We start from the raw sequence: 25087 nt of genomic DNA on the forward strand, positions 1-25087 counted from the left end.
GCCCGCTCCGGTATTCGCCGCAGCCACCGATACCTGGTCAACGCCAGGCCGGGCAAGGCCGATTCCATGCCGAACAGGACGATGTGCGCGGCAAGGGTGGCTGACTTCTGAAACGAGTTCTGAAAGCTGAGTTTTGAAAGTTTTGTTCACGGCTCTTCCCGGCCCGCTCCTCGTCACCGAGTCCGAACCTCCGGGCCCTGGACGCGGGCCCGACCCTTGATTCGAAGACCACGAATACAGCATCTGATCTGGAATGATGTCGCCACGCCCGATCTGGCAGGTAGGCTTTCCACGCGGTCATACGGCCGCCCGAACTCTCCCCCTTGAGAGCACCGGCAACAAAAGATGTTGACGCTCAAACTTCAGCCGCGATACCGTCGGGTAACACCCCGTAGTAACTTACGTCACACGTTGCTGCCGGCTGTACCGTCGGTGGTCAAGGAGGATCAATGAAGTTCCGCAATCCCAGCCTCATCCGCAGGCTCGTCTCATCGCACGCCGGTCGCATCGCCATGGTCGCAATTCCCACCGGCGTCGTCTCGGCCATGCTCATGGGCGGGGTCGCTCAGGGTGCAGTCCCGGTCTCGTTCGCCATCTCCGGCACTCAGTTCAAGATCGCCTCGTCGCAGCTCGAGGGAACCGGCTTCTCCCAGTACAGCGGAGTCGCCAAGGACGCTGAAGGTGGCAAGCACGCCGTTGTCACCGCGAACATCAAGGACGCGACCCTGGAGAACCTCTGCCAGTCAGCCGTCCAGGAGACTCCCCTGGGCAAGGTCGGCATCCTCATCAAGGCCGGCGGAAAGGGCACCCCCGCCTCGGCGAAGAACCTGCAGATCGGCATGACCGGGCTCAAGGGCGATGCGGAATTCAAGAACATCCGGATCGGCGTCGATGCCTCCGACGTCAACACGAAGGAAAAGGGCAGCAAGGGCGACTTCTCGCAGGACGCCGACACCATCTCCATCAAGGACCTCAAGCAGGATTCCTGGTCGACCACGGCCTCGGTCTTCACCCTCAAGGACATGTCGCTGAAACTCACCGACGGATCTGAGCAGTGCGACTGATGAAGGACTCAGCAGCCAACGGGCAGCCGACCGATGAACGGGAGGCCGCCGATCAGGAGGCAACCGTGCAGAAGACGAGCCTGCTTGCGCTGTCCCGGCGGAGTCGACGCGCCGATGAGCAGAGCGACCCCTCCGATTCCGGCGTCGAGACGGCGGAGTTCGCCGTCGCGACGCCGGAGGCCGGGGATGCCGACAGCAGCGAGGGAGCCGAGATGAGCGAACGCGCCGAGAAACGCCAGGGGTTCAAGCACTGGCGTCGGCAGCGCCCCTTCATCGGAGGAGTGCTTGCCGTCCTCGGAGGAATCGAGCTGTTCTTCTCCGGACAGTTGGACCTCGGCAATATGCAGATCCAGTTCGGCATCGAGGGACTGCAGGCGACGGTCCTGCCGATCGCCATCGTCGTCCTCGCTCTGCTGTCGATCTTCCGCCCCACGCATCACGTGTTCTACGGGATCATCGCCCTCGTCCTCGCAGTCTATTCACTCATCGGAGTGAACCTCGGCGGGTTCATCATCGGCATGCTGCTGTCCTCCATCGGCGCGATCCTCATCGTCGCCTGGATGGGACCGCGCGGGCCGAAGGAGTCCGAAGCCGCTGAGGGGGAGACTGCATGAGGGCACCCAGCCGCCGCACGGCCTCAATCCTGGCGGCAGCTGTCCTGATCCTCCCGACGACTCTCGGGGCGGGTTCGGTTACAGCCGCCCACTCGTCACCGCTGTGCTCACTCGTGGGCACATGCGATGACGACGATTCCGCCAAAGCCAAGGACCCCGCGCCCGCGGGAAGCGTGTCGCCCGGAATGCCGGTGAAACCCAGCGATCCGCCGACGTCGGATCCCTCGCTGCCCGCGCCGGGCCCCACGGATGAACCGAGCGAGGAGCCGACGGAGGAACCTTCCGAAGAACCCACGGACCCGGGCGGTCTGGGACTCGATGAGCCCAGCGACGACCCGACCGAGGACGAGGACTCTGATGAGGACTCGGAGGAAGAGGGCACCGTCGAGTTCCCGACCGATGCGCAGAAGGATGACAACGCGCCGATCTTCACGGAGCATCCGGCTGCGATGGGTTCGGAAGGGATGTCATTCAAGGGACTGAAGAGCATCGGGTTCGTCTCGGTGCCCACGGCCGACGGCGGGTCCATCGTGGTGCTGAAGATCCAGGCCGACGAGATCTCGATCGAGGGATTCTCGCTGACGGTGAAGCCGCCCGAGGAGCACGAGGGATTGGTGACCACGGCCGACACGATGACGCTCAGTGGCAATGTCACTACTTACATCGGTTCGATCACCGCCCAGACGAAGGACGGGAAGTCGCTGACCATCGGGCCGGAGACCCCTCCGCCCATGGACGACGTCGAACCCGGACTTCTGCGAGTCACGATGGGGCTCGTCGGCTCCACCGCTGATTCGATCTCCTACTCCAACACCGATCAGAAGCTCAAGAAGGCCGAAGACTGACCTTGAGTTAGACGGAAAGGCCCGAAGGCCGCGGACTCAGTCCGCGGCCTTCTTGCGTTCCTGCTTCTTCCGACGCAGGGTGTCACGGACGTCGCGCAGCTTGTCGCGTTTGCGCCTGCGTCCCGCCTCGGCGGCCCTGATCTGCTCCGGTGTGGGTTCGTGATCGCCCATTCCGACTTGGAGTTCGACAGGGGTGATCTCCTTCATCACACCGGCGTCGATCTTCTTACGCAGCCGCAGGATCTCGAGGCGGAGGATGCGGGCAAGGAAGTAGATGCCGAGCAGGTTCGGGAAGGCCATGAGGAAGAAGATCGCGTCGGAGAAGGCGATGACCGAGTCCAGCGACATCGAGGCGCCGACGATGACGGCGAGGATCCAGAAGATCTGGTAGGCCTTGTCAGCGGCCTTCGAGTTCTTCGTCAGGTAACCCAGCGCCTGCTGCCCGTAGTAGCCGTAGGCGAGGATCGTCGAGAAGGCGAAGAGCACGACGGCGATCGTGAGCAGATAGGGGAACCAGCTCGATACCTCACCGAAGGCCTGCGCGGTCAAGCCGATTCCGTCCTCGGTGCTTTCGGTGTAGAGACCGGTGGTGATGATGGCCAGCGAGGTCAGGGTGCAGATGATGACGGAGTCGATGAGCGGCTCCCACATCGCCACGAATCCTTCGGTGGCCGGCTTCGTCGTCTTCGAGGCGGCGTGGGCCATGCCTGCCGAGCCGATTCCGGCGGCGTTGGAGAACAGCGCACGCTGGATACCGACGATCGCCACACCCACGGCGCCACCGGCGACTCCGCTGGAGCTGAAGGCTCCGGTGAACATGAGTGCGAAGGCGTGTGGGATCTGCCCGGCGTTGAGGATGAGGATGACGATGATCGAGACGAAATAGAGGATCGCCATGAGCGGAGTCAGCCTCGACGTCCACTGTCCGATCTTCTTGATCCCGCCGAGGATGACCAGGGCGGTGAGCGCAGCGATGATCGCACCGATGAGCCAGAGTTTGTCAGCGAAGAAGCTGTCGTCGCTGCCGGTGGCCTGAACGATGATCGCGGCCGCCTGGTTCGCCTGGAACAGGTTGCCGGCGCCGATGACGCCGAGCACGGCAGTGAGAGCATAGAACCCGGCGAGGAACTTCCCGAGCTTGGGCCGACCGACCTCGGCCAGCCCGGCCCGCAGGTAGTACATGGGACCGCCGGAGACGGTGCCGTCCTCGTTGATCTGCCGGTATTTCACGCCGAGGGTCGCCTCGGCCATCTTCACGGTCATGGCGAAGAAGCCGAAGATGATGATCCACAGGGCGGCACCGGGGCCGCCGATGGTGATCGCCACGGCCACGCCTGCGATATTGCCCAACCCGACGGTACCCGAGAGCTCGGTGGCGAGCGCTTGGAAGCTCGAGACCTGGCCCGGGTCGGTCTTGCGCGTGAAGCGACCGCGGATGATGCCGACGGAGTAGCGGAGTCCGGTGATCGGTTGGAAGCGGAGGTAGACGGTGAGGAAGACGGCCGCGGCCATGAGCCAGACGACGATGAGCGGGATGCCGATCGAGCCGATCTGGAGCTCGAAGAAGACGATGCTGCTGAAGGCCTGTGCCGCGGGACCGAGGAAGGATTCGATGGCCTCGTCGACGCCGGCGGCGGCAATGTCAGTCCCGGCGGCGGCAATGTCGACCCCGGTGGCGGCCTGGGCGAGATGTTCGGTTAGTGAAGTCATATCTGCGGGCGCGAAGTTGCGTTTCGTCCGGAGGATTGGTCCGGGACCGGCACCCGTGATCAACGTAACAATCGCCACGCTGATTTTCAGCTGTCGCTCAGATAAAACCTCTTGTTCACATGCTTCTCACATGCTGAAGGGCGCATCTGGCCTGGACGTCTCGGCCGCACGTCGGCCTTCGAGAAATGCGAGGAACGACCGAGCCAGCCGCTTCCCGTTGTCGACGAGAGCGGAATCGTGAGCCTCGACCTCGGCGATGATCGAGTCGTCGGTCTTGCCGGCCGGCAGGGCCAGGTCGTTGCCGTCCAGCCAACGCGAGATCTGCGTGACATCGGTTTCCGGATGGAACTGAGTGCCCCACGCGAACTCGCCGAGGCGGAAGGCCTGCACCGGGGCATCGGATCCGGTGATGAGGAGCTCGGCTTCGGTCGGCAGCGCCATCTCCTCCTGGTGGAAGAGCACGGACGGCAGCCTCGTTCCGGCCAGCGCCCCGAACACAGGGTCGGACTCCCCCGCCGAGGTGGCGCTCAGTTCGTAGATCCCGATCTGCGGGTGCGCCCGCCGGGAGATCGGGGCATTGCCTGCAAGGGCGAGCATCTCCCCGCCGAGGCAGATGTTGAGACTGGGGAACTCCCCGCCGATCGACCGCCGAAGCAGGTCCCTGACTTCGGGGAACCACGGATTCTCGGTGTCGTCGAGGGGCCCTGCGGACCCGCCGAGGACGATGAGCGCATCAAACGGGTTGTTGCCTTCTGTGCCCGTCCCCTCGGAAGTCGTCCCCTCGGCCTCCGGCCGATCGGCCGACCCCAGCGCCGGGATCACGTCTCCGAGATACGGACGGGTCACCACCACCTCGGCGCCGGCTTCGACCAGCCATTCACCGAACCGCTGCGGTCCGGTACCACGTTCGTGTTCGATCACGAGGATGCGCACGGCGCGCTGGGAATCACTGCTCATGGCACCATTGTGGCCCACCCGGTCGAATTTTCTGAGGCGGTGACGACCTTCTTGCGCAGGGCGAGGAAGAACAGGACGAGGCTGACGGACAGGGCGATGTGGCCGAGGCCGGCGATTCCGGCGATCATGGCGTTCGACTCTTCGCCGAGGACGGTGAGCGAGCCGTGCCAGACCATCATTCCGCCCGTGAGGATCACGCCGACGTTGTAGAGCCAGAAGAACCACGAGAACAGCTTCGTGCCCGAGAGTCCGAACACCTTGTCGAGGGCGAGGACGATGAGGAGGACGATGAAGCCGAGTGTGAGCAGGTGGGTGTGGACGAGGCCGAGCTGCGTGAACTCACCGGAGGGGAAGTCGTTGGCTTTGGTGAACTCGCGGTAGAACAGTCCCGAGAGGACGCCGATGATCATGTACGTGAAAGCTGCATTGAATATCTTCTTCATGCTTCCACTTCATCAGCACGCGGGCGCGGTTTCCTGACCCACAGGATTGAATTGCATCCCCAACTTTCGATTGATGTTCCATCACACAGGCGCGTGGGGCCGACGGCGCCCTATCTCTCACCCGGCGACGAGGCGGCGCGCCTCCTCCTGATGCGCGGCGATGAGCGATTCCTTATCGAGTGCGTGTCCGTCCGCGCCGATGGCGTGGCCGTCGACGACCCGCCACTGACCGCCGACCATCACCCGATCGGCTTTCTCCGCACCGCAGAGGACGAGCGCGGGAATCGGGTCGTGGGATCCGGAGAATGCGAGGCCGTCGAGACGGAACATCGCAAGGTCGGCCTGCTTGCCGACCTCGATGGTGCCGATATCATCACGACCGAGTGCCGCCGCCGATCCCTTCGTCGCCCAGTCGAGGACGCGGTCGCAGGTGACCGCCTCGGCGCCGTAGCGCAGACGTTGGATGTAGAGGGCCTGGCGGACCTCGCGGATGAGGTTCGAGGCATCGTTCGACGCGGATCCGTCGACGCCGAGCCCGACATTGACTCCGGCGTCCTCGAGTTCGACAGCGCGGGCAATGCCCGAGGCCAGGCGCATGTTCGACGTCGGGCAGTGTGCGACGGAGACCCCGGCGGCGCCGAGACGACCTATCTCCGAATCGTCGAAGTGCACGCCGTGTGCCAACCAGGTCCGCTCCCCCAGCCAGCCGACAGATTCGAGGTAGTCGACGGTGCGCAGTCCGAAGGTCTCGCGGCAGAAGTCCTCTTCGTCGATGGTCTCGGCCAAGTGGGTGTGGAGACGGACATCGAGGTCGGCGGCGAGTGCTGCGCTGTCGCGCATGAGCTCGGTGGTTACGGAGAACGGGGAGCACGGGGCGAAGCCGATCTGGATCTGCACGCCGGGTCCTCGCTGGTGGTAGGTCTCGACGAGGCGGCGTGAGTCGGCGAGGATGACATCCGATTTCTGGACGGTCTGCTGCGGCGGCAGTCCGCCGTCCGCCTCACCCAAGGACATCGACCCGCGGGTGAGCATCGCGCGCATGCCGAGTTTCCGGACGACGTCGACCTGGATGTCGATGGCCTCGTCCATGCCGGTCGGGAACAGGTAGTGGTGATCGGCGGCGGTCGTGCACCCGGATTCCAGGAGTTCGGCCATAGCCACGGTCGTGGCGAGTTCGAGCGCGCGCGGAGTCAGTCTGGCCCAGATCGGATAGAGGTTCTGCAGCCACCCGAACAGCGGCAGGTCCGCAACGGGCGCCCACGCACGAGTCAACGTCTGATAGAAGTGATGATGCGTGTTGATCAGCCCGGGAGTGATGACGTGTTCCGAGGCGTCGATGATCTCGAGAGTCCCGCCGGCGTCGAGAGCCCCTACGGCCCCTGCGGACGTGGGTTCGCCACCGGACGTGGGTACACCCCCGGATCTGGGCTCGCCACCGGCGGGAACGAGTTCCACGATGGTCCCGGTGGTCCGATCGATGACGATTCCCCGCGCCGCCCGGTTCGGGTCGACACCGGCACCGAGGTGGACGGCCAGCGGATCGCGCAGCCAGACGCGGTCTGAGGGAGAGGTGCCCGGCATTTGGGAGTTCCCCGATGTCGGGGAGCTCCCCGGTGCCGAGGAGCTCCCTGCGGTCGGTGTCTCGGTTTCGTTATTGCCGATCATCGTGTCGCCTTTCGACTCTTGAACCGTGCGCGTCGAGCGCGCACTATTGGTCAATGGCGACAGAACTGGGGCCGACGCCACCAGCTCAGGTTTTCCGGCGTCTGCTGCTCCGCCGGTCGGTATCCCATCTGGTATCCCCGACTGTACCCACTGGTCGGCGAGACGGTACGATGATCGGGAACCATCGAACTGAGCGAACGATCAGTAGATTGCCGAGGGATGAGTACACGACATTCGTGAACTCTAACATGTGCCGCGGGTCACAAAACTGGCTTGCGGGCCAAATGGTATTCCTTTAGAGTTTTGCGATAAGGAATTTTCCTTTCGCATAACGGAATTATGCAACCGATCCCTCGGTCGAATCGATGCCCGCTCGCACGCCAAACCGGCCTCTGAGGTCGGTCAGTCACAGTGAGGTCTTCGCCCGAGGACGTACTCAATGGAGAGATAGATGTCGGTATCCCATCAGTCACCCAGCAACGACCGGAAGTCAGCAGTCAAGGGCCGGCCGGCCCGACCGGAGGACGAACGTCTCCCCATCGGCAGCTCGTTCGCCTACGGGTTGCAGCACGTGCTCACCATGTACGGCGGAATCATCGCGGTTCCCCTGATCATCGGCAACGCCGCTGGCCTCGACGGCAACGGCATCAGCCTCCTCATCGCCTCCTGTCTGTTCATGGGCGGTCTGGCGACGATCCTGCAGTCGGTCGGCGTGCCGTTCTTCGGTTCACAGCTGCCGCTGGTTCAGGGCGTCTCGTTCGCCGGCGTCGCTACGATGACGTCGATTCTGGCTGGCGGTGGCGGCCTGCCTGCGGTCTTCGGATCGGTACTGGTCGCCTCGGTGATCGGCCTCATCGTCGCCCCGGCCTTCGCACTCATCGTGAAGTTCTTCCCGCCGGTGGTCACCGGCACGGTCATCACTACGATCGGCCTGTCACTCATGCCCGTGGCCGCAGGCTGGGCCATGGGCGGGGACGCCGAGGCTGCCGATTACGGCAGCATGCGCAATATCCTCATCGCTGTGGCCACCTTGGCCATCGTGCTCATCCTCAGCCGGATTCCCGTCGCTGTGATCTCCCGCCTGTCGATTCTGCTGGCCATCGTCATCGGCACCATCGGCTGCCTCATCTTCGGTTGGGCCGATTTCTCACATGTGCTCGATCGTGGCATCTTCGCGTTCCCAGAGCCATTCGCGTTTGGTATGCCGACGTTCTCGGCTGCGGCGATCATTTCGATGTTCATCGTCATCATCGTCACCTTTGCCGAGACGACTGCGGACATCATCGCCGTCGGAGAGATCGTCGACACGAAGGTCGATTCCAAGCGCATCGCTTCGGGCCTGCGGGCCGACATGCTGTCGTCGGCAGTTTCGCCGATCTTCAACTCCTTCACTCAGTCGGCTTTTGCTCAGAACGTCGGCTTGGTGGCGATCACCGGCGTGAAGTCGCGGTTCGTCGTCACCGCCGGTGGTGCGATCCTCGTGGTTCTCGGCCTGCTGCCCGTGATGGGCGGGGTCGTTGCCGCGGTGCCGACTCCGGTCCTCGGCGGCGCGGGAATCGTCCTCTTCGGCACCGTCGCCGCGTCTGGCATCCGCACGCTGTCGAAAGTCGAGTACGAGGGCAACCTCAATATGATCATCGTGGCGGTCTCACTGGCCTTCGGCATCATCCCGGTTGTTGAGCCCGACTTCTACAACTCCTTCCCGGAATGGGTCGGCATCATCCTCCACTCGGGCATCTCTTCGGCCACTCTCATGGCGGTACTGCTCAACCTCGTCTTCAACCACATCGGAGTGAAAGCGAAGGACCGCACGGACCGATCGGTCTTCGTGGCCGGCACCGGACGCGTCATCCGCAAGGAGGAGATGCAGAGGCTGCTCGACAACGAGGCCATCCTCTACGAGGGTGACACCATCAAGAACGGCAAGATCGTCGATTGCAACGGTGAAGAGGTCCCAGTCGTCACCGAGAAGCAGCACGAGAAGGTCATCGACGCCGCACAGAAGGGTGAGGTCCGCAGCCAAGAGGACGTTCGCCGCCTCATCGCCGAGGATGAAGGGAACTAGTCCAAGAAGCAACGCCCGTGCCCCGGTCGCAGCCTGTGAAGGCGCGGCCGGGGCATCGTTCGCATCAGGACCGCTGTCAGAACAGGCTCGCCGTCAGATCAGGCTCGCCGTCAGAACGGTGGCGGATCTCCGGAGTCCCAATAGTCGTTCCACGCCGCCCCCTGGCCGGGCTTGGACTTCTGTGATGCACGGGCTTTCCCGCCGTCAGCCACGACGATTCGGACACACTCGTCCCCTCGTCCGGAACTGCGGGATGGATCCGTGGTCTCCAGTCGTCCAACTGGGCTCGAATCTCCGTCGTCGCAACGCTTTTCCGTATTGCCGAAGTTCCTTCGGTCAAGCAGGTTCGGCAGTTGGGCATAGTTCTCCACCTGTCGAGCGTGCTCGGAATTGATCGGATTGTCCGGCGGATACATTCGTGCGACAACCCCACGGGTGAAGGAATACTCCACCGCCCCGCCCTCGGTCATTCGGATCGAGAACTTGCGGTCGGTCTTTGCCTGGTGGTCGGGTTTGCACAGTGGGTGGAGATTCTCGAACGTCGTCTGACCGCCCCGGGCCGGATCTGCGTGGTCGAAGGGGATGATGTGGTCAACTTCCGAGGTCTCTGCCCGTCGGTTGCACCCCGGAGCAGTGCAGGTCTGCCATTTTCCGGTCAAGGGCGCACGCACGTCTGCTGGGATGTGATAGCTGCGTGAGCGAGCATCGATCGGTGTCCCGGTAGCGGGATCAGTGAGTATCCGGTGCCAAGTGGGGCACTCACCCGCGAGGGCCCGAGCCGCATCCGGCGGCACCGGAGTGCCGTCCGAGAACGTTCCCGGCAGCTCCGACTTTCCCACCGCAGTGAGATACGGAACCGTCACCATCATCTTCGCCTGTTCACGCACCCACTGTCCGTGGGTGGGCATGACGAGCTTGATGGTGGTCTTCACGTCGAGGCCGGTGCCGGCGGCCGCTTCGGCTTCACGTTGCGCAGCCTGCGCGGTGCGGTCGACCTCGGCCGCAGTGATCGGAGCTGTAGGGTCCGATTCGTCTGCAGCCTCGAGGGCGATCTCCTTGGTTGTCGTCTCACCGGTCGACGTGTCGTGCGTTGTCACGACAATGGCCATCTGTGGCGTTGCCCGCGTGGCGATATCAAACATGAGGGCGGCGATGCTGTTCTGATCGGCAACCTCGAAACCAGCGGTGTTCTCGTCGGTGAGCGCCGAGATGTTGCCGTTGCGGATCGCTCGTGCAAAAGCCTCGATGCGCAGGTAGAAGGCGTTGAGTTCTACGGCGGGTCCGGACAGAGTCACCGAGGCGGTGCCATCGGGATAGGTCATGATGTCGACCCGGCGGCGCTTGGCTGCCAGTTCGGTCCGGTCATCGACGGGCACGAGCGCCGCAATCTTGAGATTGAGCGACTTCCTGAAGGTCTCAAGCGTGATATCAGCACGGCGGTCACCCAGGTAGGAATCGAGGCGAGGCAGGTACTCGAAAGCGACGTCTTTGATGGCACGGGTCGCGGCAAGCACATGCTCGAGCGTGAACTCACCGGCGAGGCAGCGCTGCAGGAACTTAGGCAGTCCGAATGACAGCGTGACGGCGTTCGTGATCTCGCTGTAGGCCCCGTCGCTCGTCGAGCCGAGGACCGTGGTCAGTTCGGCGATCTCTTCGCGCGTGGCAAGGTCGTGGACCCAGCTGTTGAAGGACTTGTGCAGCCCGAACTTGGGGAAATTCGGAAGCAAACTCGCCGTCGGAGCCGGCGACTGCTCAGCAACGCTATCCGCGGCGCAGGAGTCCGCACTTGCATCAGCGCTGGTGTCATCGTCGGCGCCGCCATCGGTGCTCGCGTCAGCAGCATCGCCAGTTTCGGCAACATCATTGCCGTCTTCGTCGGCAACAACCTCAGCTGACGCCGAAGGGACAGGTGCGGCATCGGCGTCGTCTGTTTCGGCTCCCGCTTCAGCGGAATCGTCAGCGATTGGGTCGGCGTCATCAGGCTCATCGAGGGCGCTGTCATCGAAAACGAAGCCAGTGCACTCCCAGGGGTCCACGAAATCGTCCTTTTCGGGGAGCAGGCCGTCACGTGCCGTGATGAAACGATTGGCCGTCTGGGTGAACGTGGCGTGGTAGTAGATCTTGTCACCCGCGGCGTAGCGGAGCTTCTCGATCGCATCGGACAGAAACAGACCGGCGACGGCCTGGAACTCGGCGAGACGAACGCCCGTGCTCAAGTGAGCCAGGCTGACGACAACGGCCATAGGCGAATCAGGATCGACGTCGAGACGACGGGGCGAGTCGGGGCCGATCAGAGACACCTGCGGCGTGGAAGCGGGTTCCGTTGAAGACGCAGGGGAGCCCGAAACGGATTCATTCGAGGCAGGCTCGAGACCGCTGTCTCCTGGATCCTGAGGATCCTTCATCGGTCTCACCGCCTTTCACGTCGATGTGAATGCCTTAGTTCTATTTTACCCTCAAACAGAATAAATAAATGTCACAGTTCGATTACAAACAGAATCCCATACGCTTTCACTTCTGTTTGATGGAGTTTGTTGAGTCAGCTCGATCCCCAGTCGCGCATCAGCCACTCGGTCCTCTTGAAGCCCGAAATGGCATCCCTCCGGACCAGACACCTACTCGGTCAACAGGGCAGGCAGCTGCTCCATCGCGCTGAAGGTCTCGGCAGCACCCGCAGCCAACAGCGTCTCCGCACTCTGATGCACGGGAGAATCCGGGCAGAACCCGAGCACATGGGATCCGGTCGCAGCACCGGCGATCACGCCGGTGGGGGAATCTTCGATCACGGCCGCCTCGGCGGGGTTGATCTGCAATGATTCGGCGGCAGCCAAGTAGACGTCGGGGGCGGGCTTCGAATTCGGCTGCTCCAGGCCGGAGAAGATCCGGCCGTCGAAGGCATCGAAGAGGCCGATCTTGCGCAGCTGCAACTCGATCTTCGGGCGATCCGCTCCCGAGGCGCAGGCGATCCTGCCCGGGTAGATCGCGGCGATGCGGTGAACCGCGTCGACGACGCCCGGAATCGCCTTGAGGGAGGCCTCGAGCTGGGCATTGCGCCGCCGGCGGAACTCTTCCATCCACTCCATGTCGATGCGGAATCCGGTGTGCTCCTCGATGACATCGGCCTCGTCGCGGAGCATCTTGCCGACAAATCGCGCAATGCACTCCTCGGCGGTCAGCTGCCAGCCGAGCTCCTGCAGCATCTGGTGGAGCACGCCGTTCGTGATGCTTTCGGAGTCGACGAGGACCCCGTCACAATCGAAGAGGACAGCGGAGAATTTCGGATGTGGGGCCATGCTCCGATCCTGCCATCCGCCACTGACACGGAATCACGGCCCGCTGGTTCACGGTTCCTTCGCCCCACCAGCTCAGGACCCCGGGAACCCCATAACCCCCGGGAACCCCGCGATCACACCGCGCCGACCGACACCGCCGTGTACAGCACCCGCGCTGTGGCGAGCGCGCAGACGATGATGACCAGCGCGAACAGCGTCAGCCAGCCACCGGCGGGCAACGACGAGCCCTGGGCGAGGATATAGGCATCGGACTGCTGCACGTGGCGTCTGCGGGTGTGGACGCGGATGACCTTGACGAGGTCCTTGAGCGATCCCATCGTCAGCGCCGTGCCGAGTGCTGCGACGAAGACCGAGATCCATTCCAACGGCAGGAACACGACGACGAGCTGCGCCGCGATCGCCGTGATCACGGCGATGATCGCACCGGCGAGGTTCCGGATGAAGATGAGTGCGACCAACAGGATCAGCGCACCCACCGACAGGGCCAAGGGGGCCCAACCGAAGACCGCCGAGGTGGCCAGAACGAGTCCGAGCACGCCCGGTGCCGGATATCCCCAGAAACCCGCCCAGGTGGCTGAGAATCCGACTCGGCCGAAGGAGTTCATCTGCCCCGAATGGTCGAAGTTCAGCGAGATCCCTTTGACCACGCGCCCCGTCATCAGGGCGGCGAAAGCGTGACCGAGCTCGTGGACGAAGGTCACGAACAGTCCGAAGAACCTCCAGATCCCCGGAGTCACGGTCACGACCAGGGGAATTCCGATGACGAGCACGAGCCCGAGGACGTCGAGCTCGAGTCCGTCCTGTCGCCCGAAGCCCGAGGTGATGGCGTCCCACCACGTCGCCGTTGCCTGCTTGAAGTCCATAGCGGCCCAGTGTACGAACCGCTCCTGAGCGGGACCCTCAGGACCTCCTCAGCGATTCGGGAGGTATGGGCGCAGCGATTCAGGAGGAGGGGCGGCCAGACAGACCGCGGGGTCAAGGCGCCTCAGCGCGCTTTGGGAGTTCAGTGCGCCTGAGCGATTCGGGAGGTCGGTGCGCCGCGACCCCGCGACAAGCATCACCTGGGCTGATGCTCTTGTCGCCTCACTGATTCGAAAACGCTGCGTCGAAGGAGGTCTCCGGTCGTTTCCACAGCAATTCGCGGATCCGACCGACGGCCTCGGCCGCGCCGTGGAGCCGATCCATCCCGGCATCTTCCCATTCGATGGAGATCGGCCCGCTGTATCCGATCGAAGCGAGCGCCCGGAACGCGTCCTCCCAGTGCATATCGCCATGACCAGTCGAGACGAAGTCCCACCCTCGCCGAGGATCGCCCCAGGCCAGATGAGACCCGAGGATTCCGCTTCTGCCGGTCGGGGGCCGCAGCCGGGTGTCCTTGCAATCGACGTGATAGATGCGATCTGCGAAGTCCGTGATGAAGCCGATTGTGTCGATTCCCTGCCACAGCAGATGGCTGGGGTCCCAGTTGAGACCGAACGCTTCGCGATGGTCGATCGCCTCCAGCGCCCGTACGGTGGTCCAATAGTCGTACGCGATCTCCGAGGGATGAACCTCGTGCGCGAATCTGACCCCTTCACCGTCGAAGACATCGAGAATCGGGTTCCATCGCTTCGCAAAGTCTTCATACCCCTCGTCGATGACCGCCGCCGGTACAGGCGGGAACATCGCGACATAGGGCCAAATCTTCGAGCCGGTGAATCCGACGACTGTGTCGACCCCGAGGCCCCGCGCCACCCGGGCTGCGCGCTTCATATCGTCGGCGGCTCTCTGCCTCACTCCTTCCGCCTCACCGTCGCCCCACACATAGTCTCGGACGATCGCCTGATGCCGGAAGTCGATCGGATCGTCGCAGACGGCCTGACCGGCGAGATGATTCGATATCGCCCACACCTTGAGTCCATACCGGTCGAGGACTTCGAGCCTCGACCGCAGATAGGCAGGGTCCTCATCGGCCCTGACCAAATCGAGATGGTCGCCGGAACAAGCGATCTCCAAACCGTCGTAACCCCAAGAGGCAGCTAACCGAGCCACCTCCTCGAACGGCAGATCGGCCCATTGGCCGGTGAAAAGAGTGACGGGATGAGAACTGTCGCTCATGGCTGCTCCTCTGCAGTACTAGATGAGTGATCGTGTTTGTTTGCACCGGCCCGCGCCGACTGAAGCGCGGTGAGGAACTCAGCGCTCGAACGCGCCAGTGCGTCCTGAGTCTCTGCCAACGGTCGCCAGATCGAAGCAGCCACGGCGATCGTGTCATTGTCGCCGGTGAAGCTCTCCACAGTGAGCGGACCGAGGTAGCCGATGTCGTCGAGCGCGTCGAAGAACGCCTCCCAATCCGTGTGATCGCCTCCCACCGGCCCACGATCGTTGCCGCAGACCTGCACGACCCGGCAGTGTTCCCCAGCGGCTCTGATCGCAGCGGCCGGTGACCGTTCCTCGATATTGAGGTGGTAGCTGTCCAGTGCCAAGCCGATACCTTCGCCCAGCAGGGGGTCCAGCGCGTCGAGCCCCTGTTCGACGGTGTTGATGATGCTCGTCTCGTAGCGGTTGAGAGGCTCCACGGCGAGAGTCACGCCTCTTGCAGCCGCAAATTCGGCAACGGGACGCAGAGCTTCTCGAAGTGTCCGAACCACGGCGGTCCGTTCCCCGGCGTCCATCCGCCACACGCGGCCGGTCGATGCCGTGAACGGACCGGCCACAGTGGACGAACCGACCTGGACAGCCACCTCGACGCAATGACGGAGGTACTCCTGTGTATCCGCCCGGAACCTCGGGTCGATGAGATCCCGGCCAGGACCCATCGCCCCGACGATCCGCGCGCTCAGGCCCACATCGGCCACCGCCTCGGCGGCGGCACCGGGATCCCAGTCCCCCGGTGCCTCCACCGGCAGTTCGAGCAGATCGAACCCGAACTCACGGGCACGCCCGGCGAACTCACCGAGGCGGTCGGTCGTCAGCGGTGACAACCACACCCAGGTGTTGATTCCGATCTCACGTGTCATGGTCCGCCTCGACTCTCACGGTTCAGGGAATGACCCTGTCCTGCCACACCTCAGGGAATCCGGACAGGTCCTCGCCGCCGAACTTCGCATAGTGCCCGTCGGGCATTCCCTTGTTCCGATCGAGGTATTCATCGAGGTCCTCGGCTGTGATCGGGCTCTGCGGCAGCACCCATTCGGTCGGGACCTCTTCACCCTTGAAGATCATCTCCGCAGCGAGCAGCGGCGTCCGCCACTGGAAGTTCGAGTACACAGGGGCCAGAGCCGTCATGTCCGTGTCCTTCCATTTGCGCAGGAAGCTGAGCTCGTCCTCGCCGGTCATCACCGGGTAGTCCTTTCCAGCATCCTCGAAGGCTTCGACGGCAGACACTGCACCATCGCCGGCGTCCATCCACACACCCTGAACGTCGCCCTTGGCGAGTTCATCGGAGACGACCTTCTTGATCTCGGCCGGGTCTCCCTCTGTGAAGTAGTCCACGACCTCGATATCGGCCTCAGCGAAGAGCTTCTCGGCTGCCGCCCACCGCTGTTCGAGCACATCGACGCCGGGCAGAATCCGGAGTGCGACGACCTTGTCTCCCTTCTCCAGGTTGTCGATGAGGAACTGTGAGGTGTCGATGCCCCATGCGAAGCCGCCGATCGGATGGATGAAGGTGACAGCGCAATCGGTCTCCACACCCCGGTCGAAGACGATGACGGGCTTGTCGGTCTTGCAGGCGCGCTCAACGGCTGGAGTGATCGCCGAGGTCGAGTTCGGCGAGATGATGAAGCCGTCGCAATCGCCTTCCGAGATGAAGTAGTCGATGTCGGCGATCTGGGTGTCGTCGTTGTCCTGCGCGTCGCGGGTCTCCATCTCGGTGATGACACCGTTCTTCTTGAGATCCTTCAGCTGTTCGTTCATGGTGATCCAGCCGGTCTGCCGCCAGGGGTTCGAGATCGAAGCATTGGCGAAGCACATCTTCTTCCCGCCCTCGGACTTGAACTCCGAGGTGTCTCCCATTTCGGGATTGATCATCTGCAGGTACGGTTTGTCCTCGGGCCCTTCGGGGACGGCGTCGCGTTCTTCGAACTGGCGATCATAGACCTTCTGATCGAACCACTCCTCGGAGGAGTCCTCGCCGCCGCCCTCACCTCCGCCGGGTTCCACCGTCGGGTCGGTTGTGCACCCGGCCACAGCGATGAGCGCGGAGGCACCGATCAGCGCGACCGCTGTCCTCAGCACTGGTCTCAGTCCTGTTCTCATGATGGTTTCTCCTCTGTCATTGCCGTACGGCATCATCGCCGCCGGCCGGTGTGGTCGACGGAGTGGTCTCCGCCGAGGTGGTCAGTGAATCCGTCGAGGTTGGAGTCCGGCCGCGTCTGCGTCGGCGGGCGAAGACCACTCCCGAATAGGCGACCGCAGCGATGATGATCGCGCCTTGGATCGCATCGCGCATGGTTGCCGGAACCGCGGTGAAGTTGAGCAGGGTGAACAGGGCTTCCAAGGTGAATGCTCCGGTGAGAGCGCCGAGGACAGTGCCTCGTCCTCCGCCGAGGACCACTCCGCCGAGGACGACGGCGGTGATCGCCGTGAATTCGTACCCCTGCCCCACCGAGGGATGCACCCCTGCGAAACCGACCAGCAGTACGCCGGCGACTGTGGCCGACAGTGACGAGATCACGAAGGCCGAGGTCTTGGTCCACCACACCCGAGTGCCCGCGAAGGTCGCTGCCGCCGAATTGTCTCCGATCGCAACCAGTGTCCGACCGAAGGGCCGACGCGACAGCCACACTGCCAGAAGGATCACTGCCGCCAGAATGAGCACGGCATAGGGAATGAAATCGATGAGCGGGATGTCCGCGAACCCGCCCCGTCCGATCTGCCGGAAATTCTGGGCGGGGTTGCTCGTCGCCACGCCTCCGGTCCACCACATGATTGCACCGTGGATGACGAGCATCGTGCCCAGCGTGACGATGAAGGAGGGCACGCGCAGCAGCGTCGTGGCCAATCCGTTGACCAGACCGACGAGGATGCCGATTCCGACGAGGATGAAGAGCACTGGAACGGTCTTCGACTCATCGGCTCCGACGAGATGCCCGACCGTCATCACCTGAGCTGTGACGACTGCTCCCATCGACAGGTCGAACTCACCGCTGACGATGACGAAATACTGTCCGATCGCCACGATCGCGATGGGTGCGACCCTTTGGATGAAGCGCATCAGTGACCCGGGCTCAGCGAAGCTCGGATTGAGCACGACGATGGCCAGGAGGATGATGATGAGGAGGACCACGACGATCCCCTTCGGATCGAGTGCCCGCCGGCCGAGCTCGGCAAACCGTTCCCCGACACCGAGGCGGCCCTGCCCCGACCGTGAAGACGCGGATTGTGCCTGCCCCGACCGTGGGTTCGCGGTTGAGGAGATCATGACCTGCTCCCCTCTCCGGTGACGGCCGCCCGCCCGCCGAGGTTCTCAGTCTGCGGAGTCTCACTGCCGGCGCGGTTGTCGGTTGCGATGTTCGGACCCTGCGGTGCTTGGGCGAACCTGATCCGGCGGGCGATGATCCGGCGCCGCGCGTAGAGCGCGACGGCGACGATGATGACGAGCCCGCGGATGACGTCCTTGAGGAAGGGATTGAACTGCATGACACTCATGAGGTTGTCGAGGACCGCGAAGATCGCGACTCCGCCGATGGTTCCCCAGATCGATCCTCGCCCACCCATGAGGACTGTGCCGCCGAGAACGACTGCCGCGATGGACAGCAGATCGTAAGTGCCTTGTGAGCCGACGGTCGGACTTCCGACTCCCAGTCGACTCGCCAGCAGCAGCCCTGCGAATCCCGCGCAGACCGAACTGCCGATATGCGCACCGATGATCGGCAGGCGTTCGCGGACTCCTGAGAGGCGAGCGACCTCTGCGTTGCCTCCCGCGGCGAAGAGGTGGTGACCGAAGGTGGTGCGTACGAGGATGAAGGCGACAAGAGCAGCCAAGGCCAGCATGACGACCGTCGAGATCGGAACCGGCCCGATTCCCGAAGCTCCGAAGAGCTGGAATGACCAGGGGACTTCGCCTTCAGTGCCCTGATAGTTCGTATCCAGGTATCCCTTGAGCATCAGGCCGACTCCGAGAGTCGCGACGAAGCCGTGGACTTTGAGCACCGTGACGAACAGTCCGTTGGCCAGCCCGATGAGAGCCGTGATCGCCACGGTGAGCAGCACTGCCGGGATCACCATCCCGTCTCTGCCGTCCATCGTCTGGGCCGCGATCAGGCTCGCCAGGCTCATGACGTAGGGAACCGACAGATCGAGGGATGCACCGAGGATGACGAGTGTCTGTCCGATCGCAACGAAGCCGAGCACACTCATACCGGTGAGGATGTCTCGGATGTTTCCGGGGCTGAAGAGGTTGCGACCCGTTGTGGAGACGAGAATCGCGGCGATGATGAGCACGATCACCAAGGCGATGTATACCAGAGCCGTCGTATCGAGACGGCGCAATCGAGTTCTCACCGTTCTGTCACCACCTGGGCTTCGGTTCCGGTCGCCATCGACAGGACCTCCTCTTCACTCGAACCGGGAGGCAGCTCTCCAGCGATCCGCCCATCGGCCATCACCAGGATTCTGTCGGCCAATCCCAGGACCTCCGGAAGCTCACTCGAAACGAAGATGATCCCCACGCCTCGGCGCGCCAGGCTCCGGACCAGTCGGTAGACCGCGACCTTTGCTCCGACGTCGATCCCGCGGGTAGGTTCGTCGAGCAGCACGATCCGGGGCGAGATCGCCAGCCATTTCGCAAGGACGACCTTCTGCTGATTCCCTCCGGACAGCGCTCGCACTTCCTGATCGAGTCCCCGGCTGATGATTTCGAGCGATTCGAGAATCGACGGGATCTCCGTCTTCACCAGGGCAGTTCTCGACGGGAACACGGCTCTGACAGCCAGCAGCGCATTGTCCGAAATGGATTGCGACAGTGCCAGACCAGTGCCTTTGCGATCTTCCGTCACCAGAGCCAGTCCGTGTCGCACGCCCTGCCGAGCGGTGCCGATGCTCACCGACTGCCCGGACAGGCGAACCGCACCTCGTGTGAACGGCTGAGTTCCGAAGAGGGCTTCGAGCAGTTCTGTCCGCCCGGAGCCCTGGAGGCCGGAGACGCCGAGGATCTCCCCGGCACGCAGTTCGAGTTCGATGCTGTCGAGCTGCTCATTCCCTCCGTCGTTCACTTCCAACAGAGGCTCTCCGATGGTCGTCCCAGGTTCGGGTTCCGGGAAGAATGCACTGATGGGACGGCCGACCATCGCTCGCACGAGGCTCGCATGGTCGAACTCGACTCGTGGTCTGCAGGCCGCCAGGGATCCGTCCTTCAGCACGGTGATCTCATCGCAAAGGTCGAAGATCTCCTGCAGCCTGTGTGACACATAGATGATCGCGACGCCTTTGGCCTTGAGCGTGTCGATTACGCGATAGAGAACGGTCACCTCGTTGTCCGACAGTGCCGCCGTGGGTTCGTCCATCGAGATGACCTTCGCATCGACGGACAGTGCTTTGATGATCTCGACGATCTGCTGCTCGGCTACCGTCAGCCAGCCGACCTTCGCTTCTGGGGTGATTCCGGTGACGTCGAGTTCGTCGAGGAGCTCCTGGGTCCGCCGCTTCATCGCGGCGGCGTCGACGATTCCCCATTTGTGCGGTTCGCGTCCGAGGAAGACATTCTGTGCGACCGTACGGTCCGGCAGCAGATTGAACTCCTGGAACACGGTGGCGACTCCGGCTCGTTCGGCCTCGACAGGATGAGTGAAGTCGACCAGTTCGCCGTTGATCCGCAGCTCGCCGGAATCTCGCTGATGGACTCCGGCGATGATCTTCATCAGAGTGGACTTTCCTGCCCCGTTCTCACCGACGAGCCCGTGGACGGTTCCGGAGCGAACGTCAAGCGATACTCCGTGGAGAACTTCGACTCCGAAGAAGCCCTTCGTGATTCCGGCGGCCGAGAGGACCGGACAAACCGATTCTGCAGTACTCATGTCTGTGCTCCTGCGGTGATCACAGCGACTCGACCTCGACCCAAGAACGATGGTCGGCAGACTTCAGAACAGCTTCGGTGATCAGCAGGGCGCGCAGACCATCGGCCAACACCGGCACCCCTTCTCTCTGTTCGCCGGCGAAGAGCGCATAGGAGTCGGCGACGAAGGCATTGAAGGCATCCTGATAGCCCTGCGGGTGCCCGGCCGGAACCTTGCACAGGCGGGCGGCGTCGGCGGACAGGGAGTCGGGGTCGCGGACGAGGAGGCGACTGTCGGCACGCTGACCGAACCACAGCTGCTCGGGCCGCTCCTGCTCGAAGCGCATGCTCGCCTCGGTGCCGGCGATCTCCACGGTCAGCCCGTTCTTGCGGCCGGGCGCCAGCTGGGATACGAGCAGCGAGCCGATGGCGCCGCCGGAGAACTCGACGGTCACCGCCACGGTGTCCTCCGTGGTCACTGCGCTGCCGCCTCGGCGCGGGTGAACGGTTCTCCTCGTCGCCACCAGTGACGATATCCGGTCGCCGACGATGAACTCGATGAGGTCGACGAGGTGGGAGCCGATGTCGGCGAACGCCCGCGAGGGGCCGCCGCGTTCGGAGTCGACGCGCCAGTTCTCATCGCCCGAGCCAAGCAGCCAATCCTGCAGATATCCGGCGTCGACGGTCAGCAGCGTCCCGGCCCGGCCCTCGCGGAATCGGGCGCGGGCTTCACGCACCATCGGGTGGTAGCGGTAGACGAAGGGAACCGTCCCGAGCAGCCCGGCCTCCTCGGCGCGGGCCAACACGGCACGCGCGTCCGACGAATTCGTGGCCAACGGCTTCTCGCAGATGATGTTCGCCCCTGCGTCCAGTGCCTGCAGGGATTGCGCAGCGTGGACGTCGTTGGGAGTGCAGATGTGGATTACGTCGAGCGATCGCTCAAACAACTCAGTTCCCGACGCCGGCCGTCCGATCCCCAATTCATCGGCGACCTCGGCGCTTCGCGTTGGGCTGGAGGCGGAGACGCTGTCGAGCACGGCTCCGGCTGAACGTGCGGCTCGACTGTGGACACGACCCATGAAACCGCCGCCGAGGAGGCCGATTCGAGGGACCTGCGGAACCGCTTGAGCAACATTGACCATGAACCATTATGTTGTCTGCATCATCTCTTTTGTCAATGTTTTTTCAAAAGTATTTAGTCGATCGCTCAGAAGTCGCAATGTGGTTTACTGAATGGATGACGTTGTCGACCGATCCGCACACTTTCGACCTGTCCCATGCCGGTGGCCTGTTTCAGCTGCTGCGTGACAGTCGACCGCGGACGCGAGCGGAACTGGTTCGCTCGACAGGCCTGTCTCGCCCGACAGTGGCGCACCGGATCGAACAGCTGCTGGGACTGGGACTCATCGCCCCGGTCGATGATGCGGTATCCACTGGAGGTCGACCGAGCTCGCAGTTCGCCTTCAATCCTCGGGCCCGCGTCGTCGTCGCTGCCGATTTCGGGGCCTCACATGCGCGGATCGCGGTGACGAACCTGGCCGGCGAGCTGCTTGCCGATCATCGCGCCAAACGCGCCATCTCCACAGGTCCCGACGATGCCGTCGACTGGATGACTACTGCCGCCCTCCAACTGCTCGAACAGACCGGGCGCAGCATCGGAGAGGTCGTCGGCATCGGAATCGGGCTGCCCGGTCCCGTCGAATTCTCAACGGGCAGACCGATCAACCCTCCGATCATGCCCGGCTGGGACCGGTTCGACCTCCCCGGAGCACTGAAGAAGACATTCTCGGCGCCGGTCCTCGTCGACAATGATGTCAACATCATGGCACTGGGCGAACAGACTGCGGCCTGGCCCGAAGCATCCGACCTGATCTTCGTCAAGGTCGCCACGGGCATCGGGGCCGGAATCATCTCCGGCGGTTCCCTGCGCCGCGGCTCCCACGGCGCAGCAGGCGATATCGGCCATGTCGCACTCTCCCGTGCTGCGGACATCCCCTGCGCATGCGGCAATCGCGGGTGTCTGGAAGCAGTCGCCTCCGGACGAGCGATTGCACGGGACCTGACCAATTCCGGAATACCCGCTGCTACGCCCGGCGATGTCGTCCGTCTCGCCAAAGACGGGGACCTGCAGGCCATTCAGGCCGTCCGCCAAGCCGGTCGCGATCTCGGTGAGGTGCTGACCACGTGCGTGAGCCTGATGAATCCGGCGCTCATCCTCATCGGCGGGACCATGGCACAGGCCGCAGAACACTTGGTCGCAGGGGTCAGGGAAGTCGTCTACGCACGGTCGATCCCGCTGTCGACCGAGCACCTCACGATCGCCCCTTCGCGTGCAGCCGGAGACGCCGCAATCCTCGGCGCGGCCCGTCTGGCCATTGATGCGGCGCTGTCACCCGAGCGGATATCCGCCGCCCTCCACACCTGACACCCCCGCGTCGCCGCGGGCCAATCCACCGACGCTCCGGCCTGGGCCTTTACACTGTGAGAAGCGCCCGCGCAATCCCCCGCTCGCAGCGTGGTCCGCATCATGCGAAGGAGTGTCATTGTCACAGCACCGTCGTTTCGCCCAGGTCGATGTCTTCTCTGCCGTGCCCTTCCAGGGCAACCCCGTCGCGGTCATCGTCGACGCCGATGGCCTCGATGAGACGCAGATGGCCCGCATTGCGAACTGGACGAACCTGTCCGAGACCACCTTCGTCCTCCCACCCGACGATCCCGGGGCCGACTACCGCCTGCGCATCTTCACCCCGCACCGGGAGCTGCCCTTCGCCGGCCACCCCACGCTCGGCTCGGCCGCGGCCTGGCTCGACGCCGGCGGCGCCCCGAAGCACGAGGACCGCATCGTCCAGGAATGCGGTGCCGGCCTCGTCGACATCCGCAGATCCCCTCGCCGAGGCGGCCCGACCCAAACAATCGACCTGACCAACCAGACCGACCCGACCGTCGAACCCTCCGAGACCCTCGCCTTCGCCGCCCCCGATCGCCTGCGCTCGGGGCCGCTCGACGACGTGTACGTCGACCAGATCGCGACCGCCCTCGGCGTCGATCGCTCCGAGATCCTCGATCACCAGTGGGCCGACAACGGACCCGGCTGGGCGGCCGTGCGACTGGCAAGCGCCGAACAGGTGCTCGCTCTCAACCCCGACTTCTCGGCGATCCCCGATGCGAAGCTCGGCGTCCTCGGCGCCCACCCGGAAGGAACGGACCACGAGTATGAGATCCGCGCCTTCGTGCCCGGAGTCGGCGTCGCCGAGGATCCGGTGACCGGCAGCCTCAACGCCTCCGTCGCCCAATGGCTCATCGGTGAGAACCTGGCCCCGAACAGCTACACCGCGACTCAGGGAACCGCGCTCGGCCGCTCCGGAGTCATCTCCATCTCCGCCGAGCACGACGAGATCTGGATCGGCGGAGCCACGTCCATCTGCGTCCGCGGGACGGTGCACACATGAATCGACATCTGACAGAAGCAAACAAACCGAAGAAGCGGCTGCGCATCTTCCACGGCCGCATGTACTTCGCCCTCCAGGCCCTCGCCGGAGCGGCATGGTGGCTGGGCACCGCGATGATTCCCGGTGTGGCGTCCGCGACGCTCGGCGGCATCAACCCGCTGCTCATCGCGTTCGTCGACATCCCCCTCTTCGTCATCGCCTCCGCCCTGGCCGCGCTCAACTTCCGCTGGGCGGTGTGGATCGCCACCGCATGGACCGTGATCGTGGCCCTGGGCATGGTCATCTATGCCACCGCCACCACCGAGGCGGGCCTCGGTGCCGTACTTATGATCCTCGCCGCGCTCGGCAGCCTCCTTGCCGGTGTGCTCATGATCTTCGGCCGCATCCCGTCCGAGAAGCTCCTCATCGGGCCCTTCGCGTTCCACAGTTCGCATACTCGAGTGCGTTCTCGCGTGCTCGTGCACACGACGATTCAGATCGTCGTCTTCTGGGGCGTCTTCCTCGTCATCATCCCGGTCATCATCAATGCCTTCGAAGACCGGTGGAACCTCGCCTACAAGTTCCCGATCCTCATTGTCGTCGTCGGCTTCGCCCTGCTCGCCTTCTCCAGCGTCATCGGCGTCTGGTCGGCCCGAGCGATCGCGAACTTCGGCTCCGGCACTCCGCTGCCCTCGCAGATGGCCCACCATCTCGTCTCCCGCGGACCCTATGCCTTCGTCCGCAACCCGATGGCTATCGCCGGCGTCATCCAAGGCATGGCGATGGGTCTGCTCATCGGCTCGTGGCTCGTCGTCGTGTACGCGCTCATCGGCTCGCTGCTGTGGAATTGGCTCATCCGCCCCCACGAGGAAACCGATCTGATCGAGCGCTTCGGTGACGAATACCGCGACTACGCCAAGCGGGTGCGCTGCTGGTGGCCGACCTTCTCGACCGCCGAATCCGATACCGACCTTGTCGACGAGGACTGATCGGCCTACGCTCAGCTGACAACGACCACTCACCGAGGA

At 63.8% G+C, this 25087-nt stretch carries 21 protein-coding genes; 7 read left to right on the forward strand and 14 right to left on the reverse strand.

Annotated features, from left to right (window positions below):
* The first annotated feature begins 449 nt into the window (after positions 1-449).
* Genes BEP01S_RS02320 through BEP01S_RS02330 form a run of 3 tightly spaced genes read left to right on the forward strand, consistent with a single transcriptional unit; the run spans position 450 to position 2523 of the window.
* A complete protein-coding gene (locus BEP01S_RS02320; protein WP_062240177.1) occupies positions 450-1064 on the forward strand; it encodes a DUF6230 family protein in 615 nt (204 codons plus the stop codon).
* Positions 1064-1678, forward strand: coding sequence for a DUF6114 domain-containing protein (locus tag BEP01S_RS16970; RefSeq protein WP_174521208.1), 615 nt, complete (start codon positions 1064-1066; stop codon positions 1676-1678). Before BEP01S_RS02320 ends, BEP01S_RS16970 begins: the two co-directional genes overlap by 1 nt.
* On the forward strand, positions 1675-2523 hold the full coding sequence (locus BEP01S_RS02330) for a hypothetical protein (RefSeq protein WP_062240183.1): 849 nt from the start codon (positions 1675-1677) through the stop codon (positions 2521-2523). The genes BEP01S_RS16970 and BEP01S_RS02330 overlap by 4 nt, the downstream gene beginning before the upstream one ends.
* 36 nt (positions 2524-2559) lie before the next feature.
* On the opposite strand, the gene BEP01S_RS02335 is transcribed toward BEP01S_RS02330, so the two are convergent.
* The 4 genes from BEP01S_RS02335 to BEP01S_RS02350 form a co-directional block, all read right to left on the reverse strand.
* Positions 2560-4233: an alanine/glycine:cation symporter family protein gene (locus BEP01S_RS02335; RefSeq protein ID WP_062240848.1), complete on the reverse strand. Its 1674-nt coding sequence runs from the start codon at positions 4231-4233 to the stop codon at positions 2560-2562.
* A gap of 126 nt (positions 4234-4359) precedes the next feature.
* A complete protein-coding gene (locus BEP01S_RS02340) occupies positions 4360-5190 on the reverse strand; it encodes a type 1 glutamine amidotransferase (protein WP_062240185.1) in 831 nt (276 codons plus the stop codon).
* Positions 5187-5633 carry a DUF2871 domain-containing protein gene (locus tag BEP01S_RS02345; RefSeq protein WP_062240187.1) on the reverse strand — a complete coding sequence of 149 codons (447 nt, stop codon included), beginning with the start codon at positions 5631-5633 and terminating at the stop codon, positions 5187-5189. Before BEP01S_RS02345 ends, BEP01S_RS02340 begins: the two co-directional genes overlap by 4 nt.
* Positions 5634-5750: 117 nt before the next feature.
* Entirely contained in the window at positions 5751-7214 is a 1464-nt protein-coding gene (locus BEP01S_RS02350) for an 8-oxoguanine deaminase (RefSeq protein ID WP_062240190.1), read from the reverse strand.
* 535 nt (positions 7215-7749) lie between these two features.
* Between BEP01S_RS02350 and BEP01S_RS02355 the strand changes: the two genes are divergently transcribed.
* Positions 7750-9363: a nucleobase:cation symporter-2 family protein gene (locus BEP01S_RS02355; RefSeq protein ID WP_062240193.1), complete on the forward strand. Its 1614-nt coding sequence runs from the start codon at positions 7750-7752 to the stop codon at positions 9361-9363.
* 110 nt (positions 9364-9473) lie between these two features.
* On the opposite strand, the gene BEP01S_RS02360 is transcribed toward BEP01S_RS02355, so the two are convergent.
* The 10 genes from BEP01S_RS02360 to BEP01S_RS02405 form a co-directional block, all read right to left on the reverse strand.
* A complete protein-coding gene (locus BEP01S_RS02360) occupies positions 9474-11606 on the reverse strand; it encodes an HNH endonuclease (RefSeq protein ID WP_167348246.1) in 2133 nt (710 codons plus the stop codon).
* 372 nt (positions 11607-11978) lie between these two features.
* Entirely contained in the window at positions 11979-12656 is a 678-nt protein-coding gene (locus tag BEP01S_RS02365) for an HAD family hydrolase (protein WP_062240198.1), read from the reverse strand.
* Between the two features lie 113 nt (positions 12657-12769).
* Positions 12770-13519 carry a M50 family metallopeptidase gene (locus BEP01S_RS02370; protein WP_062240201.1) on the reverse strand — a complete coding sequence of 250 codons (750 nt, stop codon included), beginning with the start codon at positions 13517-13519 and terminating at the stop codon, positions 12770-12772.
* A 220-nt stretch (positions 13520-13739) separates the two neighbouring features.
* Positions 13740-14753, reverse strand: coding sequence for a sugar phosphate isomerase/epimerase family protein (locus BEP01S_RS02375; protein WP_062240205.1), 1014 nt, complete (start codon positions 14751-14753; stop codon positions 13740-13742).
* The gene (locus tag BEP01S_RS02380; protein ID WP_062240209.1) at positions 14750-15655 is read right to left on the reverse strand and encodes a sugar phosphate isomerase/epimerase family protein; all 906 of its coding nucleotides are present in this window, start codon (positions 15653-15655) and stop codon (positions 14750-14752) included. The genes BEP01S_RS02375 and BEP01S_RS02380 overlap by 4 nt, the downstream gene beginning before the upstream one ends.
* Positions 15656-15677: 22 nt before the next feature.
* Entirely contained in the window at positions 15678-16895 is a 1218-nt protein-coding gene (locus BEP01S_RS02385; protein WP_174521209.1) for a substrate-binding domain-containing protein, read from the reverse strand.
* Positions 16896-16911: 16 nt separating this feature from the next.
* Positions 16912-18060 (reverse strand): ABC transporter permease, encoded by a 1149-nt coding sequence (locus BEP01S_RS02390; RefSeq protein ID WP_062240212.1) that lies wholly within the window; start codon positions 18058-18060, stop codon positions 16912-16914.
* The gene (locus BEP01S_RS02395) at positions 18057-19142 is read right to left on the reverse strand and encodes an ABC transporter permease (RefSeq protein WP_062240215.1); all 1086 of its coding nucleotides are present in this window, start codon (positions 19140-19142) and stop codon (positions 18057-18059) included. Before BEP01S_RS02395 ends, BEP01S_RS02390 begins: the two co-directional genes overlap by 4 nt.
* Positions 19139-20653, reverse strand: coding sequence for a sugar ABC transporter ATP-binding protein (locus BEP01S_RS02400; RefSeq protein WP_062240217.1), 1515 nt, complete (start codon positions 20651-20653; stop codon positions 19139-19141). The genes BEP01S_RS02395 and BEP01S_RS02400 overlap by 4 nt, the downstream gene beginning before the upstream one ends.
* A gap of 19 nt (positions 20654-20672) precedes the next feature.
* Complete coding sequence (locus BEP01S_RS02405; RefSeq protein WP_062240220.1) at positions 20673-21773, reverse strand: Gfo/Idh/MocA family protein; 1101 nt, start codon at positions 21771-21773, stop codon at positions 20673-20675.
* 95 nt (positions 21774-21868) lie between these two features.
* Between BEP01S_RS02405 and BEP01S_RS02410 the strand changes: the two genes are divergently transcribed.
* The 3 genes from BEP01S_RS02410 to BEP01S_RS02420 all read left to right on the forward strand — a co-directional run bounded on the left by BEP01S_RS02410 (position 21869) and on the right by BEP01S_RS02420 (position 25048).
* Positions 21869-23056: an ROK family transcriptional regulator gene (locus BEP01S_RS02410; protein ID WP_062240223.1), complete on the forward strand. Its 1188-nt coding sequence runs from the start codon at positions 21869-21871 to the stop codon at positions 23054-23056.
* Between the two features lie 118 nt (positions 23057-23174).
* On the forward strand, positions 23175-24080 hold the full coding sequence (locus tag BEP01S_RS02415; protein WP_062240226.1) for a PhzF family phenazine biosynthesis protein: 906 nt from the start codon (positions 23175-23177) through the stop codon (positions 24078-24080).
* Positions 24077-25048, forward strand: a complete 972-nt coding sequence (locus BEP01S_RS02420) for a methyltransferase family protein (protein ID WP_062240229.1) — start codon at positions 24077-24079, stop codon at positions 25046-25048. The genes BEP01S_RS02415 and BEP01S_RS02420 overlap by 4 nt, the downstream gene beginning before the upstream one ends.
* Positions 25049-25087: the final 39 nt, after the last annotated feature.

Source organism: Brevibacterium epidermidis NBRC 14811 (genome assembly GCF_001570805.1).
Classification (GTDB): Bacteria; Actinomycetota; Actinomycetes; order Actinomycetales; family Brevibacteriaceae; genus Brevibacterium; species Brevibacterium epidermidis.